At 42.8% G+C, this 26,597-nt stretch carries 23 protein-coding genes; 15 read left to right on the top strand and 8 right to left on the bottom strand.

Going from position 1 to position 26,597, the window contains the following annotated elements; translation table 11 throughout:
• Positions 1–23: 23 nt before the first annotated feature.
• Complete coding sequence (locus tag J5X92_RS10845) at positions 24–422, bottom strand: helix-turn-helix transcriptional regulator (RefSeq protein ID WP_013783170.1); 399 nt, start codon at positions 420–422, stop codon at positions 24–26.
• 275 nt (positions 423–697) lie between these two features.
• Between J5X92_RS10845 and J5X92_RS10840 the strand changes: the two genes are divergently transcribed.
• The 3 genes from J5X92_RS10840 (at position 698) to J5X92_RS10830 (ending at position 4,779) form a co-directional block, all read left to right on the top strand.
• Positions 698–4,000: a hypothetical protein gene (locus J5X92_RS10840; protein WP_208805757.1), complete on the top strand. Its 3,303-nt coding sequence runs from the start codon at positions 698–700 to the stop codon at positions 3,998–4,000.
• A 177-nt stretch (positions 4,001–4,177) separates the two neighbouring features.
• Complete coding sequence (locus tag J5X92_RS10835) at positions 4,178–4,471, top strand: hypothetical protein (protein ID WP_126871629.1); 294 nt, start codon at positions 4,178–4,180, stop codon at positions 4,469–4,471.
• A gap of 8 nt (positions 4,472–4,479) precedes the next feature.
• Positions 4,480–4,779 carry a hypothetical protein gene (locus J5X92_RS10830; protein WP_208805756.1) on the top strand — a complete coding sequence of 100 codons (300 nt, stop codon included), beginning with the start codon at positions 4,480–4,482 and terminating at the stop codon, positions 4,777–4,779.
• 71 nt (positions 4,780–4,850) lie between these two features.
• Here J5X92_RS10830 and J5X92_RS10825 read toward each other — a convergent pair whose 3' ends face one another.
• A complete protein-coding gene (locus J5X92_RS10825) occupies positions 4,851–6,512 on the bottom strand; it encodes an NAD(P)/FAD-dependent oxidoreductase (protein ID WP_208805755.1) in 1,662 nt (553 codons plus the stop codon).
• Between the two features lie 215 nt (positions 6,513–6,727).
• Between J5X92_RS10825 and fdxA the strand changes: the two genes are divergently transcribed.
• From fdxA to J5X92_RS10790, 7 genes are all read left to right on the top strand, one after another.
• A complete protein-coding gene (gene fdxA / locus J5X92_RS10820) occupies positions 6,728–7,054 on the top strand; it encodes a ferredoxin FdxA (protein WP_013783175.1) in 327 nt (108 codons plus the stop codon).
• A 66-nt stretch (positions 7,055–7,120) separates the two neighbouring features.
• Positions 7,121–7,933: an RNA methyltransferase gene (locus tag J5X92_RS10815; RefSeq protein WP_208805785.1), complete on the top strand. Its 813-nt coding sequence runs from the start codon at positions 7,121–7,123 to the stop codon at positions 7,931–7,933.
• A 177-nt stretch (positions 7,934–8,110) separates the two neighbouring features.
• Positions 8,111–9,115 carry a ribosome biogenesis GTPase YlqF gene (gene ylqF / locus J5X92_RS10810; protein ID WP_208805754.1) on the top strand — a complete coding sequence of 335 codons (1,005 nt, stop codon included), beginning with the start codon at positions 8,111–8,113 and terminating at the stop codon, positions 9,113–9,115.
• Positions 9,116–9,222: 107 nt separating this feature from the next.
• Positions 9,223–10,455, top strand: a complete 1,233-nt coding sequence (locus J5X92_RS10805; protein ID WP_208805753.1) for a hypothetical protein — start codon at positions 9,223–9,225, stop codon at positions 10,453–10,455.
• Positions 10,455–11,258, top strand: a complete 804-nt coding sequence (locus J5X92_RS10800) for a transglutaminase-like domain-containing protein (protein WP_208805752.1) — start codon at positions 10,455–10,457, stop codon at positions 11,256–11,258. The genes J5X92_RS10805 and J5X92_RS10800 overlap by 1 nt, the downstream gene beginning before the upstream one ends.
• A gap of 183 nt (positions 11,259–11,441) precedes the next feature.
• The gene (locus J5X92_RS10795; protein ID WP_244360624.1) at positions 11,442–11,978 is read left to right on the top strand and encodes a DUF2780 domain-containing protein; all 537 of its coding nucleotides are present in this window, start codon (positions 11,442–11,444) and stop codon (positions 11,976–11,978) included.
• A gap of 233 nt (positions 11,979–12,211) precedes the next feature.
• The gene (locus J5X92_RS10790; protein ID WP_208805751.1) at positions 12,212–12,700 is read left to right on the top strand and encodes a WbuC family cupin fold metalloprotein; all 489 of its coding nucleotides are present in this window, start codon (positions 12,212–12,214) and stop codon (positions 12,698–12,700) included.
• 149 nt (positions 12,701–12,849) lie between these two features.
• Here the strand turns inward: J5X92_RS10790 and J5X92_RS10785 are convergent, their stop codons facing one another.
• Positions 12,850–13,305: a hypothetical protein gene (locus tag J5X92_RS10785; RefSeq protein ID WP_244360621.1), complete on the bottom strand. Its 456-nt coding sequence runs from the start codon at positions 13,303–13,305 to the stop codon at positions 12,850–12,852.
• 391 nt (positions 13,306–13,696) lie between these two features.
• On the opposite strand from J5X92_RS10785, the gene J5X92_RS10780 reads away from it, so the two are divergent.
• Positions 13,697–13,918, top strand: a complete 222-nt coding sequence (locus J5X92_RS10780; RefSeq protein ID WP_208805750.1) for an XRE family transcriptional regulator — start codon at positions 13,697–13,699, stop codon at positions 13,916–13,918.
• A 4-nt stretch (positions 13,919–13,922) separates the two neighbouring features.
• On the opposite strand, the gene J5X92_RS10775 is transcribed toward J5X92_RS10780, so the two are convergent.
• Positions 13,923–15,203 carry a pectin acetylesterase-family hydrolase gene (locus J5X92_RS10775; RefSeq protein WP_208805749.1) on the bottom strand — a complete coding sequence of 427 codons (1,281 nt, stop codon included), beginning with the start codon at positions 15,201–15,203 and terminating at the stop codon, positions 13,923–13,925.
• Between the two features lie 163 nt (positions 15,204–15,366).
• Here J5X92_RS10775 and upp point away from each other — a divergent pair, with 163 nt between their 5' ends.
• Both upp and J5X92_RS10765 read left to right on the top strand, forming a co-directional pair.
• Positions 15,367–15,996, top strand: coding sequence for a uracil phosphoribosyltransferase (gene upp, locus J5X92_RS10770; RefSeq protein ID WP_013783184.1), 630 nt, complete (start codon positions 15,367–15,369; stop codon positions 15,994–15,996).
• A gap of 260 nt (positions 15,997–16,256) precedes the next feature.
• Entirely contained in the window at positions 16,257–17,294 is a 1,038-nt protein-coding gene (locus J5X92_RS10765; protein WP_208805748.1) for a LacI family DNA-binding transcriptional regulator, read from the top strand.
• A 32-nt stretch (positions 17,295–17,326) separates the two neighbouring features.
• On the opposite strand, the gene J5X92_RS10760 is transcribed toward J5X92_RS10765, so the two are convergent.
• The 4 genes from J5X92_RS10760 to J5X92_RS10745 form a co-directional block, all read right to left on the bottom strand.
• Complete coding sequence (locus J5X92_RS10760; RefSeq protein ID WP_208805747.1) at positions 17,327–17,821, bottom strand: hypothetical protein; 495 nt, start codon at positions 17,819–17,821, stop codon at positions 17,327–17,329.
• A 77-nt stretch (positions 17,822–17,898) separates the two neighbouring features.
• A complete protein-coding gene (locus tag J5X92_RS10755; protein ID WP_013783187.1) occupies positions 17,899–18,489 on the bottom strand; it encodes a thymidine kinase in 591 nt (196 codons plus the stop codon).
• 5 nt (positions 18,490–18,494) lie between these two features.
• A complete protein-coding gene (locus J5X92_RS10750; protein WP_348272395.1) occupies positions 18,495–20,534 on the bottom strand; it encodes an EAL domain-containing protein in 2,040 nt (679 codons plus the stop codon).
• A gap of 458 nt (positions 20,535–20,992) precedes the next feature.
• The gene (locus tag J5X92_RS10745; protein ID WP_208805746.1) at positions 20,993–23,242 is read right to left on the bottom strand and encodes an acyl-CoA dehydrogenase; all 2,250 of its coding nucleotides are present in this window, start codon (positions 23,240–23,242) and stop codon (positions 20,993–20,995) included.
• 263 nt (positions 23,243–23,505) lie between these two features.
• On the opposite strand from J5X92_RS10745, the gene J5X92_RS10740 reads away from it, so the two are divergent.
• On the top strand, positions 23,506–25,815 hold the full coding sequence (locus J5X92_RS10740) for an MMPL family transporter (protein WP_208805745.1): 2,310 nt from the start codon (positions 23,506–23,508) through the stop codon (positions 25,813–25,815).
• Complete coding sequence (locus J5X92_RS10735; protein ID WP_208805744.1) at positions 25,802–26,596, top strand: outer membrane lipoprotein-sorting protein; 795 nt, start codon at positions 25,802–25,804, stop codon at positions 26,594–26,596. The genes J5X92_RS10740 and J5X92_RS10735 overlap by 14 nt, the downstream gene beginning before the upstream one ends.
• The last annotated feature ends 1 nt before the right edge of the window (position 26,597 follow it).

The following is a 26,597-nucleotide window of genomic DNA, read 5'->3' as shown; positions in this document are numbered from 1 at the left end:
AGCGAAGGCGCAGCGACAACTGGTTAACGGTATGCCGCAAAGGCCTTTGCATTATCGTTTTGGGTAAAAATTACGGGGCTCACACCTTCATATTTTTTGAACAAGGTAGAGAAGGTTTTGTGTTCATAGAAACCGAGCTTATCGGCTATGGTGGAAGGCCTTTCACCCACTAAGAGCAACTTCCTAGCTTCTGCAATACGCAACGTATCTATGCAAGCCTTAGGCGATTTACCGTAGTGTTTCTGGCATAAACGCCTAAGGGTCGACACGTCCATATTCAGGGCGTTGGCCATATCACTTACCCGTATATCACATATGTCGTGGCTTACCGCTCTTCTATCTATTTCACAGTTAAGCTGCTGTTCAAATTTCACCATGAACCGTATTTTTCGTTCTGCCCCATTAACCTCACACGACTTCATTGCCCTTCACCTTGTCGAAATTCGCTGTGGGGCTATTGTGTTTTTGTTCCACTTGTTGGGGTAGAAAGAAAATGCGCAGGTATTTTCCAAAAAAATTAGAATTTTTTTTGTGTTTACTATTCACGTCATGTTTTTGGTTTTGCCTGGCTTCGATTTATCAGGCTTTAGTTGCGAGCGTTCAAGTTGCGCGATTTAAGGAAGGAAAGGTGGGGGCGATCAGGATTATGCTTTTTTAGTTTAATGTTTAACCAATAAAAAGTATAAGGAAGTGTTTCATGTTTATCAGAGCAAATTATAAGAAAAGCATTATTGCTGCATCACTGGTATTAGCCTTGTCGGGTTGTAACGACGATGACAAAGAAGATGTTATTGTTAACGAAGAAGAAGCAGTTAATGAAGAGGTGGTTAATAGTCTTCCCGTCGCCCAAGCCGGCGAGGATGCCACCGTTGACGAAAATACGCAGGTAACACTTACCGGTAGTGGTGTAGATGATGATGGTACTATTGTATCTTACCGCTGGGTACAAACCGAAGGCGTAGAGGTCACGTTAACAAATGCAGACCAAGCTTCTGCTGAATTTACGGCTCCAGATGTGAAACCTTCCGAAATACTCACGTTCGAACTTAACGTTACTGATGATGCTGGGGCAACTGCCACAGATAGTGTGTCTGTTACCGTTACTCACATCAACGCATCACCGATAATCACAATCTCAGCCCAGGAAGTGGAAGAAAAAGAGGCGCACTCTATCGCCGCTGTAGCTGAAGACGACGGTGAAATTACCAACTATTTGTGGGTGCAAACGGGGGGCGCAGATGTTGAGCTAAGTGGCACAACGACCTCAACGCTCTCTTTTACCGCGCCTTCTGTAGACAGCGATGAAACGTTATCGTTTGCCCTTACCGTAGAAGATGATGAAGGTGAGACGACTACCGAAACGGTTAGCGTTAATGTACTTCAGAAAAGTGAATCGTTAACCCTAGTAGGGCTAGTGACTGATTCGCCTATTAGTGATGCAAACCTTGTGATTAATGTAGGCGATGAGCAACAAGAAGTGACGGCTGGTAGCGATGGAAGTTATTCCGTTACATTGAATGTAGATGATGATGCAACGGATAAAATGGTGTCTATTGTAGCCAGTGGCGTAGGGTCGCAAACGCAAGCGAAACTTATGTCAGTGCTAGGTTCGTTTGAAGCGCTCAATGAAGCCTCTAACGGTGACGGCGAGGTGATCAAAGATGATTTTTTCGGCGTGAATGTGACCAACGTTACCACTGCAAACGCCGGCTTAATGCAGCGAGAAAACCTCGGCGATCCCATCGTTGATGACGCAACGTTAGCGGCATTGAATCTTCGGGTTTCACAGCAAGAGAAGTTCGCGTTAGCAACCGCGATAAAAGTGGCGATAGACAAAGCGGGCGACGATGCTAGTTTAGCGTTGCCTGACGGTATAGCTGACACGTTAGCACTAGTCCAAAACCCAGAAGCTTCCGCTGCCTATATCGAGACTGTTGAAAATACCGAAGCGTATGAGTCAGCCTACGAAGAAATTATAGCAGACCCAGAGTTAGTAGAGAGTGACTTAGACGCATCGGCTACTACCTATTTCCTGCTTGATTACTATAACCCACTCATTTCAGATCCAGGTAAAAAGCTCACCTTAACCAGTGACACGACAGCAACTTACAGTACTTATTTAGGCACGTTTGAAGCTGAGAAATTTAGTGATGACAATGAAATAACATTAGAGTTTGAATATGGAGAGTATCATTTTACTCAAAATGAATATCTAAACTTTGATGGGATTATTCAGCAAGTTGAAGTTGAATATGCTTACCATGAAATGACATTTTTGCCGCTAAATGAGCAAGATGGGGTGGTGACATTTGAAATGAAGCTGCTCTACTCAAAGTATTACCTCAATGGTGAATTGGAAGATATTCACAATATTCTTGGCGACCCTACGCAAGTTACTGCGATTGCGTTAAATAATGCTATTGAAATTACCATTGATAGTGCCGATAACAAAGCGCTATCACTGCCTATCACCTCTTCGCTATTTGATACTGATGACAGTAATTTATTTACCTACAATTGGGCCTCAGACACGTTCGAATTCAACCAAGACGGAACGGGTAGTACACGTGTTGTAGATAATGATTTTACATGGATGAAGCAACCTTACGCGTTGAACCCTGACATTAACGAACTCGTCATTACATTTGATGATGGAACAACACTGTCTTATGTACAACTAACCGACTCAAGCGACAATAACCTTTATGCAGTTAGCGGGATCTCCTCAGATGGGCAGAATGAGTCATTTAAGGTCGACGCAGGCGGTGCGGTAACCGCAGAAGATAAGTTCGACGTAGCGTCAGTGCCAGGTATATACACCTACGCCTTTGATGGCGATAGTCTCAATGAATTTTGGTGGGAGCTTTGGCCAAACGGAAAGGCGTACACCATTGAAGTTGCTGATAATAACGGCGACGGTAACATTACCACGGAAGAAATTTTGGTAATGTATGGGAATTGGTCCGTGGAAGCGAATGGAGAATTACAAATAAATCGCTACCGTTCAACCGATTATAGTTGGCCCGGTTGTTTTAATGAATCAGCCGATTGCTATTTGTACAACAGTCGTACATGGTCGATATTTGCTCAAGTTGGCGATGCTTACCATATTACTAATCTGCACGAGTTCGACTTCAGTCAGCAAGATGGAAGAGGCGGCTTCGATGGCATAGTCGACTACTTTGTTCAGGATAATCGCCGCGTGTCGAAACAGGCGAATCGTCCTGTAACCGCAACGCTGCCTGAGCACCCACATTTACCCGCGCTGCCGCCTCAAGCGTTTGTCAATTTAGTGACGCCCTCAGACTACTTAGGTACAACGTTATATGGTGTCGAGCAAAACGGGTTGTACACAGTAGACGATGCATCGATAGCGTTGAGCCTAGAAGCAGATGATACTTATGTTCGTACCTTCGAAGGATTGCCGCAGGGCAGTGAAAGTGGGAGCTATCTAGTTGCCGCAGACAACAGTATTCTATTACAAGCAAGTGATGTTGCAGCGCCCAACGGGCTTCAAGCATTTCTGTTGTCTTCTGATGGCGTCACGATAGGCGCGCATTTAGGCGCGCCAGTACCGTTTTTCGGAACTCAGCAAGCGGCTGATGATTATGAAACGGTGTTAAGAGAAGGCACATCTGTTGCGTCGTTTGATTCGTTGAAAGATAAGAGCTTAGTATTGGTAGATACTTCGCAAAGCGGTGAATGGAACACCACTTATCTACAGTTTGACGGCAGCAATGTGGTTATTTACACCGATAGCACTTACTCAGAAGTAAACGACAGCTTCGGCTATGTATTAAACGATGATGGGAGCATAGATATTGATGGTAGAGTGTATCTTGCTTTGAGTACTACTGGGTTCTCGGTTTTCGTCTCTGATGAAGGTGAGGGCGATTATATCGACTTCAACTACCTCTTTGATGATACGACAGTAGCGGCTCAGTTCGTTGAAAATGCTAATAATTTGAGAGCGACCGCAGAACAGTTGGGCGATGATTGATTGCTTAATCAAAGCCGATAAATGAAAGGGCCTAATGGCCCTTTTTTATTAAAAATGGTTAAAACTGCTCGATAACTAAGCCGAAGATCAGTATTTTACTTTCTCTCCTGTTAGTAAGCTTTCCTTGCTAGACAACACTAGCGAATTAATTGAATACCTAAAAAGGAAAGCAAGGATATGAAACAACTTACTGAATTAGAGTTAAATCAAGTGGCTGGTGGCTATGAATGGGAGCAAATCGGCGTTGGAATTGCTATGGTAGGGCTTGGAATTGCAATAGTATCTACCGCTGGATTAGCAACCGTTCCTATTGCCTTAGCGGGTGCAGCAACGATTGGCGAAATTGGATTAGGAGCAGCAGGTATAGGCCTAGCCGGTATGGGGGGCTTCGCCGCGGGTGGAGGCATCAGTGGCGGTTCAAGCAGCTCTAGCAGTACAAAAATGCCAGAATCTGAAACCGAAGACGAATAGAGTCAACTATGTATAAAGTCATTATAAGTGGAAATAATATTGATACGGTATCTGCACTAAAAGTGCTGCGTACATTGGTTGATTTACCGCTGTCAAAAGTGATTCAAATGGCTAAAGCCATTAGCTCAACTGAGCGCTTTACCTTAGTAAGTGGTGTAGATGAAGCGTATGCACAGCAGTTAGCGCTTGAACTTAACAATGTTCAGGTCGATGCTAAAGTCGAGCCTTGCGATACTGAAGAGCGGGTAGTAAGAATTCCGCTGGCACAGCATCGAAAGAAATGGCGTTTATTTGGTTTGCTTAAATGACTCCCTAACGGTCAGTAATAAAAACTGACCGTATTCCCCCATATAAGCAATGGAGGAAATGCTACTGGGAGTTAGGTATTAGAATCAAAAGGCACCAAAGCCAGTGCAACCGCTTCTGCAACGCGAATTCCATCAATACCTGCAGACCAAATACCACCGGCATAACCCGCACCTTCACCGGCAGGGTACAAGCCTTCAATATTCACGCTTTCGTATTGCTTATCACGTTTAATACACACAGGCGATGACGTGCGGGTTTCAACCCCTGTAAGCATGCCGTCAGCTTTAGCAAAGCCTTTAATTTGACGATTGAATGCGGGAATGGCTTCGCGGATAGATTCGATAACAAAATCAGGAACAACCTTGCTTAAATCAGTCAGGGTAATGCCTGGGGTATAGGAAGGTTTTACCTCGCCTAATTCTTCACTTGGTTTGCCGGCTAAAAAGTCGCCAATAAGCTGAGCCGGAGCATGATAATTCTCACCGCCCACTTTATATGCCAGTTCTTCCAATTTGCGCTGAAGATCTATACCTGCCAAGGGGTGTTCGGGGTAATCTTTTTCTGGCGTAATACCTACCACAATAGCACTGTTGGCATTTCGTTCATGACGAGAGTATTGGCTCATACCATTAGTCACTACGCGGCCAGGTTCAGACGCAGCTGCCACCACGGTGCCGCCCGGGCACATACAAAAGCTGTATACGGTACGACCATTTCTACAGTGGTGAACGAGCTTGTAATCGGCTGCGCCCAAAATAGGATTGCCAGCGTTCTCACCAAATCGACAGCTGTCGATCATGCTTTGCTCGTGTTCAATTCTAAAGCCAATGGAAAAAGGCTTAGCCTCTATGTACACACCTTGGTCATAAAGCGATTGAAATGTATCGCGGGCACTATGACCAATAGCCATAATGACTTTGGTGCAGGGTAGGTAGCTGCCATCAGACAAGAATAGCCCTTTAATTTTATGGCTTTTTGAGTCTGTGTTTGCTGCATCAGCCGGTTTTGAATTCGCGCTGTCTAAATCTAAGCTTTCAACACGTGTGCTGAAACGAATTTCACCACCTAGAGAAATGATTTGCTCACGCATTTTCTCTACCATGCTCACCAGTTTGAATGTACCGATATGTGGCTTACTCACATACATGATTTCTTCAGGTGCGCCAGCAGCAACAAATTCGTTCAATACCTTGCGGCCATAGTGCTTGCGATCTTTCACCTGACTATATAGCTTGCCGTCAGAAAATGTACCTGCGCCACCTTCGCCAAATTGTACATTCGACTCTGGGTTTAGCGGTTGTTTACGCCAAAAACCAAAGGTGTCTTTGGTACGTTCACGAACGGCTTTGCCTCGCTCAAGCACAATAGGTTTGAAGCCCATTTGGGCTAAAATAAGCGCAGCGAATAATCCACAAGGGCCAAGGCCAACAACCACTGGGCGGTCGGTTACTTCTTCCGGAGCAGTAGCGACAAACTTATAGCGCATATCAGGGGTTACCCGCAAACTGGTATCTTTGGCGAATTTTTCAAGCAGCGCAGCTTCGTTTTCTACCGTTACATCAAGGGTGTAAATAAGCTGGATGTCTCTATTATTGCGCGCATCGTAACCGCGTTTAAATACCGTGGTTTCAAGAAGCATCGATTTTGTGATTTGAAGCTTATGCAAAATTGCGTTTTCTAACGCAACTTCATCGTGATCTAGCGGTAATTTAATATCGGTTAAACGCAACATAATAATAGGTACTCTTGGCTTTGCCGGACGGCCTCTCCGTCAGGGCGCGCGTATGGTAAATCAGCAACAAGACTAATACTAGCTGCAATCACGGGTAAGCAGTGGGTTAATTAGCTTATTTACCCTAGAATAATAGAGTAAAAAGAAATTTGAGTTTTACACAGGCTAATTTAAACTTGGCACCCTGAAATAATAACCCAAGCATGTAGGTGCAAATGACCTTTGTAGTGACAGACAATTGCATAAACTGTAAGTACACAGACTGTGTTGCAGTATGCCCAGTAGATGCATTCTTTGAAGGACCTAATTTTTTAGCCATAGATCCTGCTATATGTATCGATTGTGCGCTTTGTGTGCCTGAATGTCCTGCCGATGCCATTGTTCAAGATACGCACCTCACGGATGCGCAAAAGCCGTATTTGGCCATTAACGAAGAGCTTGCAGCGAAGTGGCCTAATATTATTGAACTAAAAGCGCCGCCCGAAGACGCCGATGTATGGAATGGTGTGCCAGATAAACTCGCCTTGCTTGAGCACGAATAGCGTCCACGATAAATAAACAATAATGCACCTGTGCGCTTCGCCTCCTAAAACGGAAAAAATAATATGATGAAACTTGATGATGTTAAAAAGCTACATCAGAAAAAATACCGTGGGCAATTTGGCTTTTATTTGGTGGAAGGCGAACACCTAGTTTTAGAATTAGTAAAAGCTGTGAGGGCCAATGCATACAGTAATGCGAGTAGTGCTCCATCAGCTGAATCTATCACGCTTTATATTACCGATGACTTTGAGCAAAAGGCGAGGGCGCTTGACTCAGGGTTTACCCTAGTAAACGTCACCCAAAAGCAAATGTCACAGCTAAGTGATACTAAAACACCGCAAGGTATTATTGCCTGTGTGCCATTACCTAGTTCTACCCCTGGCGCGACCAATACTCTAGAGCAAGTGTCGGACAAACATTCGAATCAAGCGCTTAGACATAAAGATAAGCAGCGCTATGTGTATCTGCACGAAGTGCAAGACCCAGGGAATTTGGGCACCATATTAAGAACACTAGCCTGGTTTGATAATTTCTCTTTGTTACTAAGCCCCAATAGTGTGGACCCCTTCAATTCTAAAGTGGTGCGTTCGAGTATGGGGGCAATCTTTCACGTACCTATTGAATTAGACGTGAGCCTAGATGCATTGCAAACTCGCTTTAGCCGGTTCGCCTATTTAGATATGGCAGGTGAAGCCGTTACCGCCCCGTCGTTTTCAGATTTCGACTGCTACTTATTTGGTAATGAAGCCCGCGGCGTTCCTAAAGCGGCACTTTCTGCGTTTAATGCGAAGGCATACACCATAGCCGGTAGCGGTAAAATAGATTCGCTCAACTTGGCCAGTGCCGTGAATATGTGTGTTTATGAGTTGTCCCGTTAGCCTGTTGCTAATGCTATCCAGACGCACATATTAGCGCTGCTATTTGCAGTTTATATATTATTGAAATATTAATGCGGTTAAGCGTTATGCGCTTGCTTCTCATTAGCTTGATAACAGCCCGGGCATTAGCGAAGTGCTAATAGCTTGGTATCACCATACCCTAAAAGGATAATAACAGTGGCCTTACAATGGTTTCCTGGGCACATGCACAAAGCCCTTAAAGAGATTAAGGAATCGCTTAGTCAGGTAGATGTACTGATTGAGGTGCTTGATGCACGCATACCGTTTTCAAGCGAAAACCCAGAGATTGCAAAATTGCGGGGTGATAAGCCGTGTATAAAAATCTTAAACAAGTACGACTTGGCTGACCCTGAAATAACAGCGCAGTGGCAAGCGCATTTAGAGTCTGAGCGCGGGGTTAAAACCCTGACTACCTCTAGCGACAACCCCGCTAGCAGTAAACAAGTCATGGGGCTGATTAAAACTATTTGTGCACACAAAGACGTGCAGCATAAAGTGATTAAAGCCATGATCACGGGCATTCCAAACGTAGGGAAGTCTACCCTCATCAATATTTTGGCCGACCGTATTATTGCTAAAACCGGTAACGAGCCAGCGGTAACAAAAAGCCAGCAACGTATTAATTTAGGTGATGGTATTGTGCTTTTCGACACACCTGGGGTGCTATGGCCAAAACTTGAAAACCCAAATTCCATTTACCGGTTGGCGTCTTCTGGGGCGGTGAAAAACACGGCAATGGAATATGATGATGTAGGTTTCTATGCAGCCGACTACCTTATAAAAGCTTATCCGGAAGTACTAAAAACAATCTATAAGCTTGAAGAAATCCCAGATACTGAAATTGAATTTTTAGAAGCTGCGGCCAAAAAACGTGGTGCAATCATGACAGGCGGGCGAGTAAACCTGCACAAAATCTGTGAAGTACTACTCAATGAATTGCAGTCAGGTAAATTAGGCAGAATAACCCTAGAAACCCCAGAGATGATCGAAGTCGAAAAACGTGAAATAGCCGAAGCGGCAGCAAAGAAAGCCGCTGATAACGCCAAGCGAAAGCAACGTTTTAAAGATGGTTCGCTCACGCCAGATAAACAAGCCAGAAAAGAAAAACGAAATGAAAAACGTGAAGCGCAAAGTAAAAGAATGAAGAAAAACGCGAAGTAGAACGCGCAAAAGAATATAGAAATATTCGCATAAAAAACGTATCGTCGATGGTATGAGCAGCCAGTGCGCTTTTTTAATCAGTGACAAATATCAAGGAACGACTATTTATGAAGTTAGGCAGTATTGTTACCTCTTTATCTTTCTCAAGTTTACTAGCGTTTAACGTAAGTGCTGTTGAATTAATTAACATTAACGATTTCCCAGACTGGTTCAAAGAGGCAATGGCCAGAGATATCAAGGTGACTAACACTTCACCTATTGAAATAGCTGATTTTCAGGTAAATAGTTCGGTGTTGGGGCAAGCGACAGCACAAGACGCTTCTGACGGTACTTGGTACTACACCATCGATATAGGTACTGAATCACCCGTAGAGTGCTACGCATTTAATGAATTCGATGGCCCGGCTAACTCATTATATTCAATTGCAGAATATAGCTTGTCGGGTGTTGAAGCTTTAAATGAAAAAAAACTATCTGGTCAATTTAACTATGCCATAGATGTGGGTGCGGTAGACGCAACGCCTTACCTCTCACTCGATACGTTGTATACGGTGGGAGAGGGCGATGAAAAGGTGTCTGGCCTTTTAAAAGGCTTATCTGCTGAAACTGATAATAGTTTGCAAGTCTGCATCCATAATGAAATGGGTTACCAAAACGCCTTTGTCGCCGTTTTTAAGTCGTTCGTACGCGCATTTACTGCCGCTCAACCTTCCCCAGAGTTTTACCGTTCTACCTATCAGGTTCTTATTAACGATATTCCTATGGGTTTCACCCGTGAAAAATACATAGAAGATAGCGATGGTGATATTGAAATTGTGGTAGGGACAGCATTTATGATCCCCGTAGATGAAACCTCTATTGCTCGTTCAGATTCTGTCGCTTTTTCGTGGAGTAACCCAGACGGTTCTTTGATTAACGCAAGCGAATACACCATTGAAAACAGCACGATGACATCAAGCTTTGATATTAGTTACGTTGAAGACGCTTGGCAGGTTAAAGGGGAGTTGCAAGGTAAAGCTTTAGAAATAGAACTGGCTCATAAAGACTGGTTACTATCCAGCTACGGCAGCTATTTAGAATCGGTCAATCTGCTTAACTCAGACAATAACTCAGGCAGTTTTTATATGTGGACAGCAGATGCCGACCCAACAGCAGCCATTGAGGTTGTGATAAGCGAAGAGGCAGACAATCCTAGTGGCAACCTTAAAATAGATATGGGGCCATTGATAATGACCATGCAGTCTGACAAAAAGGGCGTCATTAGCAAGGGTGTTATGCAACAAGGCGGTCTTAAGATGGACATGGTATTGATGCATTCCCACGGAACCCCCACACTGTAATGCGGTCCTCAACTCGGTTATCTATTGGGTTTAGCCTACTATTTGGTTTTGCGTTTACTTATACAGCAAGTGCGCAGTCTGTGCCGTCTATGGCTGAAATAGGTATCGAGCTTGCTGAAGGTCAGGTGTTACCACTTTCAAAAAAGATTAATTTTGAGCTGGTATCATCAAACTCAAATAAGCTAGCTATCAACTTAGCAAATTGGGACGGTGTGACTGCTGAGCAGGTGAGTGATAATCGCTTATCGATTACCTTATCTCCAATGCCTCGTTTTATGAAACCAGTTCAAGATAAACACAGCGCAGATAGCTTTGTTGTGGATTTGAGTGAGCCCAGTACAAAAGCATTTTTTGCTAGCTATCAACAAGCTTACGCAGATGACCCCTTTGAGCTAGAACATCTTACCGCCTTTGTTGATAGCTATATTGTTGATCCAAATTATATTCACGGTTTTAATATTGCGTCGGTTGTTGCCAGCCAGCGCAGTGGTGATTGTACCGAATATGCTGTGCTTACGGCAGCGTTAGCCCGCGCGTTAGGCATGTCAGCCAAGGTTATAATTGGTACGGTGATAGTGGAGCAAAACAATAGTGTAAATGCGTTTGGGCATGCATGGACTGAAGTTTGGCACGACGGGCAATGGCACATCGTAGATTCAGCCTTATACCGCTTAGAAGCGACACAGCACTTTTACTTACCAGCCTCAGAACTTGATAACGAAGGGCCAGGCTACGGAATGGGGCTCGTTAGGGCTTTTGTACTTATGCCCGAGCAACTTCTTTCACTTCGTAGTAAACCCTAAGTCCTAAGCACATATGCACCTTCGTAAAATAACGACTGAGCCCTGTACGAATAAGTGCTAGGGCGCAGTTTTATCCTTTTGCCTAATTGTGATAATTGGAAATGCTTATAGAATTACGGTTCTTGAAATCACTAAGGATGGATTGTCGGCAGTGCTATGTGCATCTTGCTAACAATAAAAATAATGATGAAAAAAATCTACGCTCTTGTTTTAGTATCGGGACTTGCCGTTGCCCCACAAAGCCATGCTGAAGGATGGTTGGATTCTCTGAAAGGCTTGTTTGGTATGACCGAAGAAGTTGAAGCAGTGCCGAATATTTCTGATATGACGCGCTCAGTTAGTGATGCGGTAGGCATTACCGAGTCTCAAGCGACAGGTGGCTTAGCATCTATCTTCAACTACGCAAAAGACAATATTTCAACCAGCCAGTTCAATGAACTAAGCAACGCATTGCCAGGGCTTGAGTCTTTACTAGGTTCAGTACCCGATATCAGCAATGTAACTTCTGAAGGCGGTTTAAGCAGTATTCTTGATAAAGCCGCAAGTTATAGCGATAGCTTTAAATCAGTTAATGAATTAAACAAGCAATTTGAAGCGCTAGGCCTAGAGCCAGCACAGATCATGCAAATTGTGAATAGTGCAAAAGCTTACCTTGATACCGAACAAGGGCAAGAGATTAAGGCACTGTTGGTTGAAGGTTTAGGCAAGTTCAGCGGCTAAACTAATAGGCTAACTCAACACGCTAAGCCGAGGGCTTAGACCGTTCTTTAAATGCCAAAGGCGAGCAATATGCTCGTCTTTTTGCTTTTTCAGCACCGTCAATGCTAACGTACATGTTACGCCATAATACAAGTCCCCTCGCAACACAGGCTGGCGCGTTAAGTTAAATGTTCAGCACTTTAGGGTAGTCAAATACAGGCAAACCCTTAATAAAGCAAAACAAGGAGAGTGTCATGCTTACCGATATTCAGCTTTTTAATCACGCGCAGCGCAAAGCACTTAAAGAAAGTGCCAAAGCAAGTCCAAGACGAAGAGCCAATTACAACGTCCATAAAAGTTATGAAGATTTAGTCCAGCGCCTATTTATTGCAATGGAGCCGGACTCTTATGTTCGTCCGCATCGCCATACCCAACAGCATAAGTGGGAGTTTTTTATGGCTGTGGAAGGGAGTATCGATTTGTTGTTTTTTGACGACAATGCTGTGCTAACTAAACGTATAACCTTAAGCGCCGGTGGTGATTGTGTAGGAGTAGAGATTCCACCTAACGTATGGCATGCCACGGTTTGTTTTGAACCTGTTGTATTTATGGAAGTGAAGCAAGGCCCCTACGAAGTCATGGATGATAAAGGTTTTGCAAGTTGGGCGCCTGAAGAAGGCGATGTAGCGGTTGCGCCTTTTTTAGAGAAACTAAAAGAGGCTGAATTAGGTACGCAGTTTTAATGTTTTTTTGTGCTTGGCACGAACACTTGCAACTTATAATAAAAGCGTAAAACTCTATCCAAAATGCGTTAGCACTTTTCCTATCTATCAAGCATAAAAAGTGATCGCCCACACTGCTATACAAAACAATATGGGCGATGATTTACCAATTAATAAGGATTTGCGAACTTGAGTTTATCTTCCTCTGACGCCGAATCTTGGCATTCGCCGAGTAGGTGATAACGGCCTTCAGTTTCATGGGTATCAATTTCAATATAGCCATTTCGGCAATATTGCGTTTCAAATAACTTTTCACTCAAAGTATCGTAAAAAGCTTCCATACGTTCGGCCTCGCGATCGTTACCGCCCCTTGCTTCTCCACCGCCGTTTTGGCCGCTATTTCTGCCGCCTCTACCGCCACCATCTCCACCCCGAGAAGGACGTTGGCCGCGGCCTTCATCCCGATCTCCACGACTTGGCATACCAATGCTAAAAGCAAATAATTTGGTGCCATCGGGATTAATTTTGGTTTCGAAGAACACTTCACCTTGATCTCGATGATCTGGTTTTCCGGCGCAGCCCGCTAACACGGCAGTAGCAACTAAAAAGGGAACAAGTAATTTCATAATTATAATTTTTGAGGTAGCGAAAGATAACCTTAAGAGAGATTTTAAAGGTGAAAGTTGCGAAGTAAAGTGTAAGTTTCTAGTAAAGGTGGAGGAGTTAGGCAAAAAGATTCCAAAATGGAAAGTCGTTGTTATTGCGAATAATAATGGTATGGTTAAGGATGAGTGAGCAGCGCAAGTGCGCATTTCAACCAACGAAGAGAATTCATCATGCAAAACGTTACTTTTAATTACTTTTACAATTATACCCAATAATAGCGCCTGACGCTGAGTGTTCAGGGGCAAGTATTCGCTTCTGGGCATAGCATAAAAGTAAGAACGTTTTGCAAAAGCCCAGAAAGGTTAAACTATCTGGGTTTTTTTATGCCCAAAATATATCGGCGACAAAACAATGAGAGAAATAACGTTAGGTGAAATTAGAAAGCAACACAGGGTTAAACAAGAAGTTGTGGCAATGGCGCTTTGCGTGACTGCTTCGGGGGTAAGTAAGCTTGAGTCGAAACGCATACAGGATGTTCCCCTTCATAGGGCCTCGGCTTACCTCGCAGCTGTAGGGGGAAGCATCAAAATAGAAATGACATTACCTGACGGAGAAACTATCTCCGTCAGGTAAACAACTAGTGGTAATATGCTACGCTTTTTTCGCGAAAACGTCTTTGAGTGGCGAAATCGTATAGCCAATCTTTGAACGCTATACCTTCTGCACTTTGTTCGTTATAAAACGGACTAGGGCTTGTTGTTGGGAAACCAAATTTTTCGCAAAAATCGGTCAACACAGTATGGCAAGTGCCATCACCAATGTAGAATTGGTAGTTCCAAGTGAATGCAGATAAGAAATGAACGGATGCATTCATCTGAACTTGCCACCTGAAAATATATTTTAAGTCTGATTCAGATAATTCCCACGAGTAAGGGTTAGAATTTCCCTTAGCTATTTGATCCGATATTTTTAAAAATTGGATCTGTACGGTATCAGTGCCTGTACTGTATTGAGCAAAGCGGTTTCTAGGGTAACCATACGATAATCGTGATACTAATTGTTTGTTAAGTTTGTATTCATTAAACTTTCCTATCATTGATCGATATGACTTATGTAATGAGTTTTCAACTGCCCAATTACCGTTATACCCTAATAAATTATCTACAAAGTCACCAGAAATAACGGCCATGGATGCATCAGCCATAAGAGATATTTTTTTCGTAGTAATTTCCTGAAAATAAGGGAAATTAAATGTCGCACCATACCCTCCAGCGCTGCTCCCAGTTAAAAGTACATGATCCGGTTTTAAGCTATTTGATTGAAATTTACTTTTCAGCCACTCTCTCACAGCCATTGTATTATCGTAACCTCGATGACGGAGCATTATTTCAGTTCCAGGAAAACCCGATACCACACCTGTTTCATCAACATAGGTAAAATCATTTGAACCTATATGTAAATCCCCTGTGCAGTATGGAATAAATACCTTCGACCAACTTTTGAAAGGGTTTTCGGAGTTATCTTTCAATATACCTCCGACAATAGTAGGAGTGTTCTCACTGTACATTGACGGATTGAAGGTAGGTTGGGTCGTTGGTGAGTCATCATTGGCAAGCGCTAATGACGCTAAACAAGACGCATCGTCCCAACACGCTCCGCCACCGTTGAAATAAATTAGAAGGTTATCACTTTCACCTTGTTCAAAGTAAAATGCAAAATTATTAGGGATTTCTCCTACCGGTGAGCTAAGCGTGGGCATAGCACAAGAGGGGGAGATAGTTTCTTCATCACCATTTGAATGAGTAATTGTAATGGTCTCTCCTGGTTCTATTCTTTCCCAATTGGAAGCAAGACTTATGTTTGGAGTTATAAATAAAACGGAGAGTAAGGTACAAATCAATAAATTGCATAATCGCATGAACAATTCCTTTTGCTTGGGTAGTTGTTTTTACTGAATTTAAGATTAGATCGTATAGCATTTGCACTATAAGTCTAACATTAAATGAATTTTTACTTAGGTTAATTTTGCCTAAATGGAATGAGCGGTTAAACTGTGTAAAACAGATACTTAAGGAAGTAAGATGGCCGTTCATGAAATAACTCATCCATTGATTGCACACAAATTGGGGTTGATGCGTTACTCCAAAATTAGCAGTAAAGACTTTCGAGAGTTAGCATCAGAAGTAGGCAACTTGCTGACATACGAGGCTACACGAACGTTACCCACAGAGCGTGCAGTGATAAAAAGCTGGTCAGGCGATGATGTTGAAGTTAAGCAAATCAAGGGCAAAAAAATAACGGTAGTACCTATCCTTCGTGCTGGGTTGGGCATGCTTGAGGGCGTATTAGAACTCATCCCTAATGCAAAAATCAGTGTGGTTGGTTTGTATCGCGACGAAGATACACTGCAGCCTGTGGCTTACTTTGACAAAGTAGTAAAAAATATTGATGAGCGCACCGCATTAATCGTTGACCCAATGTTAGCGACTGGTGGTACGTTAATTGCCACTATCGACTTACTGAAGCAAAAGGGCTGTAAGAAGATCATGGGGCTTTTTTTAGTGGCCGCGCCAGAAGGTATTAAAGCCGTGGTTGATGCCCACCCTGATGTAGAAATTTTCACTGCTGCTATTGATGATCGACTAGATGAAAAGGGCTACATACTGCCTGGTTTGGGTGATGCAGGCGATAAAATATTCGGAACACGATAAAAACAAAAACGATTAAGGTAACCTAGCCCAACTGGCCTTTATGTCTAACTTGCTTAAAACCTTTCAATCATAGGTATTCGATAAGAGGTGTGAATTAATCGTTTAAGTGGTGATATAGTTGAGGTCACTTTACTGTAATTAACGGGTAGCCAACAAGTCGGCATACTCGAAGCGTTTGTATCGCTTGCATATTTACAGTTAGTTGTCTTTGCGTACGCAGGGAATCGTAAAAACAAACGCAGGGAATAGTACACATAAAAATGACCAAAACAAAATTGACACTTAAAGATGTAGCTTTGCAGTTAGGTGTGTCCACCGCCACAATTTCAAATGCGTTTAATAGGCCCGATCAACTGTCTAAAGCGCGTCGAGAGCATATCCTTGCCGAGTGCGATCGCATTGGTTACGCTGGGCCTAACAAAGCCGCGCAAATTTTAAGAAAAGGGCGTTCTAATATTGTTGCCCTAGTGCTGGCTGATAGTATCCCCTATACCGTCAGTGACCCAGTGGCCAGTACCTTCATCAAAGGGGTTTCAAGTATATTGCAGCAGCAAGGTAAGCATCTTCTTCTTTATGCGGGCGATTCAGAAAGTATCCTCGATGTGGTGGATTTCGTTGATGGTTTCATTTGTTACGGTGCACCACGAAATTACAAGTTAGCAGAAGAGCTAGCCAGACAAAGTAAACCTGCTATTACGGTAGATTTCGATATTGAAGGGCTGCCGTCGGTTAACATTGATAATTACAACGCCGCGTATCAAATCGCTAAAAAAGCAATTTCCCCTGGTGATCATGTTGCCATTTTAGGACTGCGCTTAATTGAGTCTCCAAGTACCTGCCGTATTTACGACAGCCCGCTTATAGAAGTACAAACGTCTATTTCTCATCGCCGATTAGACGGTTATATGAAAGCAATTGATGAAAGTGGAGCAACAATCACAAACGATTGGATTTGGCACATTCCAGAAAGTGATAGGAGCTTCGCAAAGCAAGCTGCGAAAGAGGTGTTAAACAGTAACCCTCGACCTAATACCGTCTTATGTATGAGTGATATTATAGCCCTAGAACTGCTGCAATCAGCGCTTTCGATGGGCATTAAAGTACCTGAAGAGCTAAACATTACAGGTTTTGACGGGATTGAAGAAGCAGACAGAACTCGCCCTAATTTAACAACCGTTTGCCAATCAAGTGCAAGTAAAGGCGAAATGGCTGCAAAGGCCTTACTCAGTGAATCATTGGAAAGCACTGTGCTACCTTTTGATTTAAAAATTGGTGAAACCGTTAGCGCTCAGAAGTAAGTACTATCATTAGCAAGCATTATATTGAATGTCTAACTGTCGTAAAACATTGACGTTATCTGCGCGATACGCTTTAAGTTATCTATATCTTCTTGAGACCATTGGACTGGACTGTGTCTCTTTTCGCAACAAATAACGCCAATTGGGTTGAATTGGTGATGAAAGGTAAAGTCCAGCAATGAGTAAATATCGTTGGGCTTGAAGTAACTTTCGTTAAAACATTTGGTGGCAGAATGATGACGGGCATCAGAGGCTACTAACACGCTTTGTTTTAATATGTCGTCAAAGTAATCGGGAATATCTTCTTTAGACAACGATAAACCATGGGTTGGCAAATTTTGGCCATCTTGATTTAACGTTAGGCACCGAATTCGAGTTTTGTTTTCTTCAAATCGCCATAAGCTAATTCGGTTCGCGGAAGGGATCCCTAAACGAAGACATGACACTATCGCAGTGAGTTTATCTTGTTCATCCAATCCGCGCTTTGATAATGAAATGACGAGTGTTGTGTAGCGGTCTATATCCAAAGCGACACTCTTTGAGGTAATTCAAACACAATGGTTGAAGTATATACTTACTTTCAAAGAGTGGAGTTTAAGAAACATTAAATTTTGTCTTTATCCCAGACCAGCTCTTTGAAATGCTTTCTGCACATAGATTCATAGCGATCGTTGCCACCGATTTGTACTTGGTCTCCATCGGTAACTGCATTGCCATTTTCATCCAGCCTAACCACGAAATTTGCTTTGCGCCCGCAATGACAAACTGTTTTAAGTTCGAACAACTTATCAGCCCATGCGAGAAGGTAGTGGCTACCCTCAAAAGTGCCTCCCAAAAAGTCAGTACGTAAACCGTAAGCCAAAACGGGGATATCTAATTCGTCTACCACTTCTATTAACTGACGAACTTGCACTTGCGTCAGAAACTGGGCTTCATCAATGAAAATGCAATCTAAACGCTTTTCTTTGTTGTCTTGTTTTATAGCTTCATAGAGATCGTCATCATTTCCATAAAGTTTTGCATCGGCTTGTAAGCCAATCCTAGAGGTCACTTTTCCTACGCCGTAGCGGTCATCAAAAGCAGCGGTATAAATTAGAGAGTGCATGCCTCTCTCGCGATAGTTATAAGCTGATTGTAAAAGAGAGGTCGATTTTCCTGCGTTCATTGCAGAATAATAAAAATAAAGTTGAGCCATGAATATTATTTGTTTTCGTTATACCAGGTTTTAAGGTCGCTCAATGGCATTGGTTTAGCGTAAAGAAAGCCTTGGATATAATCCACACCTAGGTTTTTGATGTGGTTCATTTGATCTAAGGTTTCAATGCCCTCAGCAATGGTCTTGCAACCAAATTCGTTTGCGATAAGCATGGTTGCGCGCATAATAGTATCACTACCTTCACTGGTATTCTGTACAAATGAGCGATCAATTTTTATAAAATCACAAGGCATTGACTGCAATCTGCTCAATGAAGAGTATCCTGTACCAAAGTCATCGATTGATATTTTTACACCACGTTGTTTAACATTGTGTATTTGGTTTGCTACCGCATCAATATTATTAGCGAACACGCTTTCTGTTATTTCTAAGTAAAGGCGAGCTGGTGTAATGCTGGTAGACGCTAGTACCTTGTCCAGCGTATTAATGAAAGTTTCATCCAGCAGCTGACTAATAGAAACATTCACAGATAACGCAATATCGTCTTTGAATGGCCATTCTGTCGCATCTATACACGCGCGATTTAATACCCAAGAGCCTACTTCTGGCATTAAGCCCGTTCGCTCAGCAAGGGGAATAAAGCGCGCTGGGGAGACTACTTTTCCATCACAATTCCAACGTAGTAGCGCTTCAACCGATGTTAACTTTTGTGTGTTGGCGCAAATAATGGGCTGATAGTGTACAGAAAACGCGTTTTTTTCTATAGCATGCCGTAATTGTTCACAAAGGCGCTGTTCACTTTTTATCTTTTCATGCAGGTCTTCACTAAAAACACCAATAGTGCCTCGTTGTTTGCGTTTTTGATCGTACATGGTCAAGTCAGCTTGTTGAATAAGCGTCATGGTGTCGTTGCCATGTTGCGGAAATATCGCAATACCAATGGTGGCATCCAGTGTTATTTGGTTTTCTAAAGCTATAATGGGCTCTGTAACCCCGCTGCGCATAGCATGAGCAACGGCCACTGCGGTATGAACGGTGGCGTAGGGCGTTACTGCAACAAATTCATCGCCCCCCCATCTAGCGAGATGATCTTTTTCGCAATATTCGGCAAGTCGGTTAGCAATTTCTGCAAGTACAATATCGCCGACCTTATGCCCTAAACTATCGTTTACCTGCTTAAAACCATCTAAATCAATAAACAAAACGGCCAGGTTATTATCAAGCGCTTTGGTGCTTTCAATGAGAGTGTTTAACTGTTTAAACAGTCCGTTTCGGTTCAGTAAATTTGTCAGCGGATCTCTATTAGATAACCGAAAGATATCGGCGGTACGTTTTTCAACTTCATCTTCTAAATTAGCATTAGCATCATCTAACTGTTCATTAGATTTACGCAGCATGGCGTTAATCTTAGCGGTCTCTTTCCTATCAGATTGCATCTGCTCTACAAGGCGGTTGTTCTTATACCTAAGTGATACGGTGTCAAAAAAGAATCGATGGTAACGTAAGGAACTAACAAGACAACCTATACAAAAAATAATGCCTAATACACCCAAAACAACAAAATTTCTATCATCATCAAACAAGGCTCTAATTGATATGGGCACAAGCAGTGAGGTGGTGTAAATAGAAACGAAAATTTTACTTGGCGCTAACACTGAAGCTGCACCACCGGCCATCGCTCCAAGGACAACCATGGTTGTCGCTAACTCGACCGAGCTCATTGTGGAGTAGAGCAGAATTGAATAGAGTGCCCATATCCCTGATGCTAAACACACGCCAATCGCGAATCTAAACTTTACGGGTCGCACATCATATTCGGTGCCTTTCAATCGTGTTAACCAATACAGGCCATCTGCAAAACGAAAAAGAATAACAACGCTCATCGCGATAAAAAGTAATACTTTTAAGCTTTGGTCTTTTTCGGTATTAAACCCGAAACCGAACGTTAAGCCTAGGAAGGCAACGAAGGTCATAGCTAAGCCAGTAAACATATTACTGTTAAGCATATCTACCATGTCGCGCTGCATTTGCGGCGTTATAGGAATAGGAGAGGTTGACCCTCTTTGTTCATCAGAGCTTTTCACTATAAATCTAGGTTCCAACTCAATAAGTTCTTACGCTTAATTTGGTGTGAAGTTTTTATTGGTGTTGTTAACAATAACAGCGAATAAGCTTTTATCGCTTTAAATTTACACACTTATTTTGGTTAACTTACACTCATATTACAAAAATTGCTATGCACGTAGGATGCAAGGGTATTCGATAGTAAGGGCGAATCATCAAGCCCATAAGCTAAGCAATTAAGAAAGTTAAAGCAGTGCTAAGAAGCTTTATTATTCGCATAATTTTCTATAATTGAAAACTGATACATAAAGCGTAGATGCTAAAGGGGGAATTTTCATCCTTTATGCAAGGTGAGAAGGCATGTATACATAAGGCGAGCATAGGGCGTCTTAATGCGCTGACTCAGGTTCTTTTAAATACAAAAAAGCTCCGGCCAAAGGCCAGAGCTTTCTATAGATAACGTGCTAAATACGCAGTATTAAGCTGCGTTTTTTCCGCCATCAATTGCGCGCAGCGTTTCAGTTGCAGGCAATAATTCCATGTCGAACGTGTACTCATCAACACGAACCGCCAATTGGCGTTTTTCATTGTAATCATGCAACTGTGCAGCTTCTTCGGCATTAATAACGCCTTTCTCTTGAAGCTTGTTCAGTGCGTGCTCAAATGAAATAAACGGCACTACTGGCTCTTTGCGAAGTGCTTTTTGCACTTTACCTAATAGGTGTGCAACCGCATGTTTCGCTTTAAACGCTTGTTCGTTAATGTCGTTACCATCACCTGGGCTAACGCGAACTAAGTGAGTAAGCTGCGCTTTCACACTATTGTCTTGCATAGACGCCATAGACAATTCGCGTACTAGGTCATCGCTGATACCCGCAACACTGTTTGAATAGGTGTTGGTAAGTAAACGCATTAGACCGCGAGTAGGTGTGTTCGGGAAATTGTTGATGAAGTTAACAATTGCCTGATCAGCTTGTTGTAATGACCACTGCATAGCGTATTCGAAATACGGTAGTGCAAGTTTACGATCTTCAATGCGCTGCTCGTAAAAACGAATTGCCGCCATTGCACCGTAAAGGTAGCTCATCACGTCACCCAGACGGGCTGAAAGTAACTCTGCCTTCTTAAGGTCGCCGCCAAGTACTGCTAGTGATAAGTCAGCAAGTGGTGCTAATTTAGCTGAAATGCTATTTACACGCTTTTCGTACTTACGTACTTCAGGCAATGCAGACTCTGAACCGCGTAGGAAAGGTAAGTAACCTTTACCAAAACTACGGAATGCATTCTTAACACTAAAGCCAACCGTTTTACGTAGTACCTTGTTGAATTCTTTATCAGCAGAACTTTCGTTGCTGTGAATAAGGTCTACCATGTCTTTCAAGTAAGGGTGACAACGCATTGCACCTTGACCGAAAATCATGAGGTTACGAGTAAGGATGTTTGCACCTTCAACCGTAATGGCAATAGGAAGTGCTGCATACCCACCTGCAAGGGTATTTTGCGGGCCACGTTGAATTGCTTTACCTGCTTGAATATCCATAGCCGAGTTCATTACATCACGGCCAAGTTCTGTCATGTGGTATTTAGCAATAGCGGTAACAACCGATGGTTTAACGCCTAAGCCTAAGCCTTCTGTTGTTAAAACACGCATAGCTTCAAGTAAGAAAGTCTTACCAGCAATGTCTGCCATCTTCTCTTGAATACCTTCGAAGCGACCAATCGGAACACCGAACTGTTCACGAACGAATGAATATTCAACCGTACCTTTAAATGCAGATTGTGCTGTCGCAACGCCCATCGCCGGAAGTGAAATACCACGACCCGCACCTAGACACGCTACTAGCATCTGCCAACCGCGGCCGATATTTTTCTGACCACCAATGATAAATTCCATAGGAATAAATACATCTTGACCGCGAGTTGTACCGTTATAGAAGCGTACACCCATAGGGTCGTGACGGTTACCAAGTTCTACACCAGGGTGAGACTTAGGTAATAAGGCACAGGTAATGCCTAGCTCTAGTTTGTCACCAAGCAATTGCTCTGGATCGAATACTTTAAATGCCAAGCCAAGAACGGTAGCAATTGGAGCCAGCGTGATATAACGCTTGTCCCAGCTGATACGAAGACCAAGTACTTCTTCGCCGTTGTACTCGCCTTTCGTGACGATAGCAGCATCAGGAATAGCACCAGCATCTGAACCGGCTTCTGGGCTAGTTAGGGCAAAACAAGGAATATCACGACCATCTGAAAGGCGTGGTAACCAGTAATCTTGTTGCGCTGTAGTACCATAATGCATCAGTAACTCACCTGGGCCTAACGAGTTAGGTACCATAACGGTTACAGCGATTGCACCAGATTTAGCAGCAATAGTGGCAACGATAGTTGAGTTAGCGTAAGGGCTAAACTCAAGACCACCAAATTTCTTAGGGATGATCATTGAGAAGAAACGGTTTTTGCCCAAGAAGTCTAAAACGTCTTGAGGAATGTGATCGCCGTTGTTTAACTCGAAATCATCAATCATACCCAGTAATTCTGACACTGGGCCGTCCATAAATGCCTGCTCTTCCGCGCTCAATTTTGCTTGAGGAATATCACGAAGTGCCTGCATATCAGGTTTACCCTGATAAATAGAAGATTCAATCCAAACGTCACCTGCGTCTAACGCTTCCTGCTCTGTTACAGAAATTGGTGGTAACACTTTTTTTAAGCTAGTTCTAATACTCATATTTGACTCATCCGCTCATCTGACCAGTTGTATAGTGTTAATACTACATCAGTTTCAGAAAAGATCAAAAAAATCGCTCATAAATAGTTTCAAAAATGTAAAATTTAATAAAATGAAGTGATTACGATAGCCCTGAAAATGATAGAGGCGAGCTTATGTAAAAAATGTGAGGCGGCAACCGAAAATATTCTGGTAACTGAGTTATGTTTATTAACCATTTACAAGTAAACTTTCGATAACAGAGCGAGTTACAGGAAGTAGTAATGCAAGGTGCATCATCGAACACATCAAGGTGGTTTGCTTCACCAAAGTTAACTATCTGTGTGGTTATTGTTGCGATGTTAGTGGCAGTAGTCGGCGCAAAAAGTTTATACTTTCGAGGCGACTACAAAGTATTTTTTGAGCTTAATAATCCGCAGCGTCTTGCCTTTGAAGAAATGCAGAACATATTTAATAAGAGCGAAAATGTCGCTTTTATGGTGGTGCCAGACGACGCTAATGTGTTTAAACCGTCTACCTTATCTTTAGTTGTTGAGCTTACAGAATCTGCATGGCAACTCCCTCTTTCTACCCGCGTAGAATCCATATCTAATTTCCAATACACCTACGCCGAAGATGACGACCTTATTGTAGAGGACTTAATTACCACGGGTTCGCTCTCGAATTCTGAAATAACAAATATTAAGGATGTACTAGATAGTACCCCTGAACTAACCGGAAGGTTAGTATCATACCCTGGAGATGTGTTGGTAGTGAACACTACCATTCAATTGCCCGACGGTGACCAAACGAAAGAGGTGATTGAAATTGCAACTGCTGCCACTGCGCTAAAACAGCAGTTAGAGGAAAAATACCCCGGTCACACTATCTATCTCACCGGAATGGTTGTAATGAACGATGCTTTCGCGGTGGCTGCGCAGCAAGATGCCAGCACGCTCATTCCACTTATGTTTTTCCTTATCATTGTGATGATAGGCGTGATTGTCCGTTCGGTGTTTGCAGCTCTCGCTACATTATTAGTGGTTATTGTATCTATCGCCACTTCCATTGGGGTATCTGGCTGGCTGGGCATGTTTCTAAGTACCGCTACGGTAAATGCACCCACTATGATAACGACACTGGCAGTGGCTGACTGTATCCACATCATCGTGGGTGTACAGTACTTTCTTGGTCGCGGCCTCACTAACGCTAATGCGATAAGTGAAAGTTTAAGAATTAATACCAAGCCTATTATTATCACCAGTGTTACCACAGCTATTGGCTTTTTAATGCTGAACTTTTCTGCCGTTCCCGTCTTGTCTGATTTGGGTAACATGACCGCATTTGGGGTAATGCTCGCCTGTGTATTATCACTTTGGTTCCTGCCAGCTTTATTACTATTAAAACCATTGAAAGTAAAGGCGACAAAAAGTAACAAAGTCTTCGAGAGATTGGGAAATAAAGTCACGTCGAATTACCGAGCGCTTTTACCTATCTGTGCATTAGTGATTGTGGGGATCAGTGTTTTTGCTACCAATAACGAATTAAATGATGTTGCGGTGAAGTACTTCGACGATAGAAGTACGTTTGGCCAAGCGGTGGAAATCAATGAAGAGAAGCTTGGTGGTATGTCTAACATCGACTTCGTTATCTATTCAGATACCCCTTATGGTGCCACGGAGCCTGACTTTTTGGCACGAGTAGAATTGCTCACTAAATGGCTTCGTGATAAAGAAGAAGTTCATCATGTGCTGTCCTTTGCCGATACATTAAAACGCTTAAATAAAAATATGCATGGTGATGACGATGCCTATTACCGGTTACCAGAAGATGGAGAGCTGGCCTCGCAGTATGTATTGTTGTACGAAATGTCGCTGCCATTTGGTCTAGACTTAAGCAATCAGTTAGATATTGATAAATCAGCAATGAGAATTATCGCCGTTATTGATAATTTAGGCAGTAAAGATTTAACCGCATTAGAGTCTGATGCTAAAGCATATTTTAAAAGTCTTGGCAGCGACAACCGCCTGGAAGCCGCCAGTCCGCCTTTAATGTTCGCGCATATTGGCGATCGAAATATGGAAAGTATGGTAAAGGGCTCTATTTATGCCTTAGTCCTTATTTCTGTTTTGATTTTTTTCGCGTTACGTTCGTGGCGACTCGGGTTAGTAAGCTTGTTTACTAATTTGCTACCGGCCGCTATTGGCTTTGGTGTTTGGGGGTTAATCTCAGGCCAAATTAATATGGCGCTGTCGGTGGTCATCAGTATGACCATGGGCATTATCGTTGACGATACAGTGCACTTCTTGTCGAAGTATCAGTCGGCGAGGCTAACACGTAAATCGGTTAAAGAAAGTGTGCTCTATGCATTTAATACGGTTGGAATGGCACTGACCACTACCACAATAGTACTGACAGTCGGTTTTGGTGTGCTAGCGTCTTCAAACTTCATGCTGAATGCGCATATGGGTATTCTAACCATTATTATTATCGTCGCGGCTTTGGCCGTTGACCTTATATTCCTACCCGCGTTATTAATGTGGTTGGATAAAGATGAAACCCCGTTACCGGAGAAGAATAGTGAAATACATTAGCCTTGTTTTACTGGCGTCATTTATATTTATCAGCGCATTGAATAGCGTTGCCGCCGAGAGTGAGCCTAGCGCAAAAGGACTAGAGATAGCGCAGGAGCGAAAAGCGAGAGATCGCGGGTGGAATAACTCAGAGGCCAAAATTTTAATGGTCCTGCGTAATGCGCAAGGCCAAGAGGCAACACGCAAACTTAACTTGAAATCGATGGAGTTGACCGATGACGGTGATAAAGCGCTAACGGTTTTCCAATCCCCTAGAGATGTAAAAGGAACCGCATTCTTGAGTTTCTCCCATGTTTTTGATGCTGATGAACAGTGGATATTTCTTCCTGCTTTAAAACGGGTAAAGCGTATAGCGTCAAAAAATAAAAGTGGGCCTTTTGTCGGCAGTGAATTTGCTTTTGAAGACATGACATCGTTCGAAGTAGAAAAATTTTCTTACACCTATGTAGGTGACGAGACGATCAATGGCGAAGCGTGCTTTGTATTAGAGCAAACTCCTCAGTATGACTATTCGGGTTACACGTTACAAAAAGTATGGATTGATAAGTCTCACTATCGTGTACACAAAGTTGAATTTTACGATAAGAAAGGGGCGCTACTTAAGGTACTTGAGCTAAAAGATTACGAGCTTTACAAAGAGAAGTACTGGCGAGCTACCCGTAGTGAGATGACGAACGTACAAACACGTAAGTCTACGTCGCTAATTACAGAAAGCTTAATATTTGATACCGACTTGTCAGAATCAGATTTTGATAAGAACAGTTTAAAAAGAGCCCGGTAAT

Source organism: Alteromonas sp. K632G, assembly GCF_017653625.1.
Taxonomy (GTDB): Bacteria; Pseudomonadota; Gammaproteobacteria; order Enterobacterales; family Alteromonadaceae; genus Alteromonas; species Alteromonas naphthalenivorans.
Note: the sequence above shows the minus strand (reverse complement) of the source record. Positions and strands in the feature narration are given on the sequence as shown.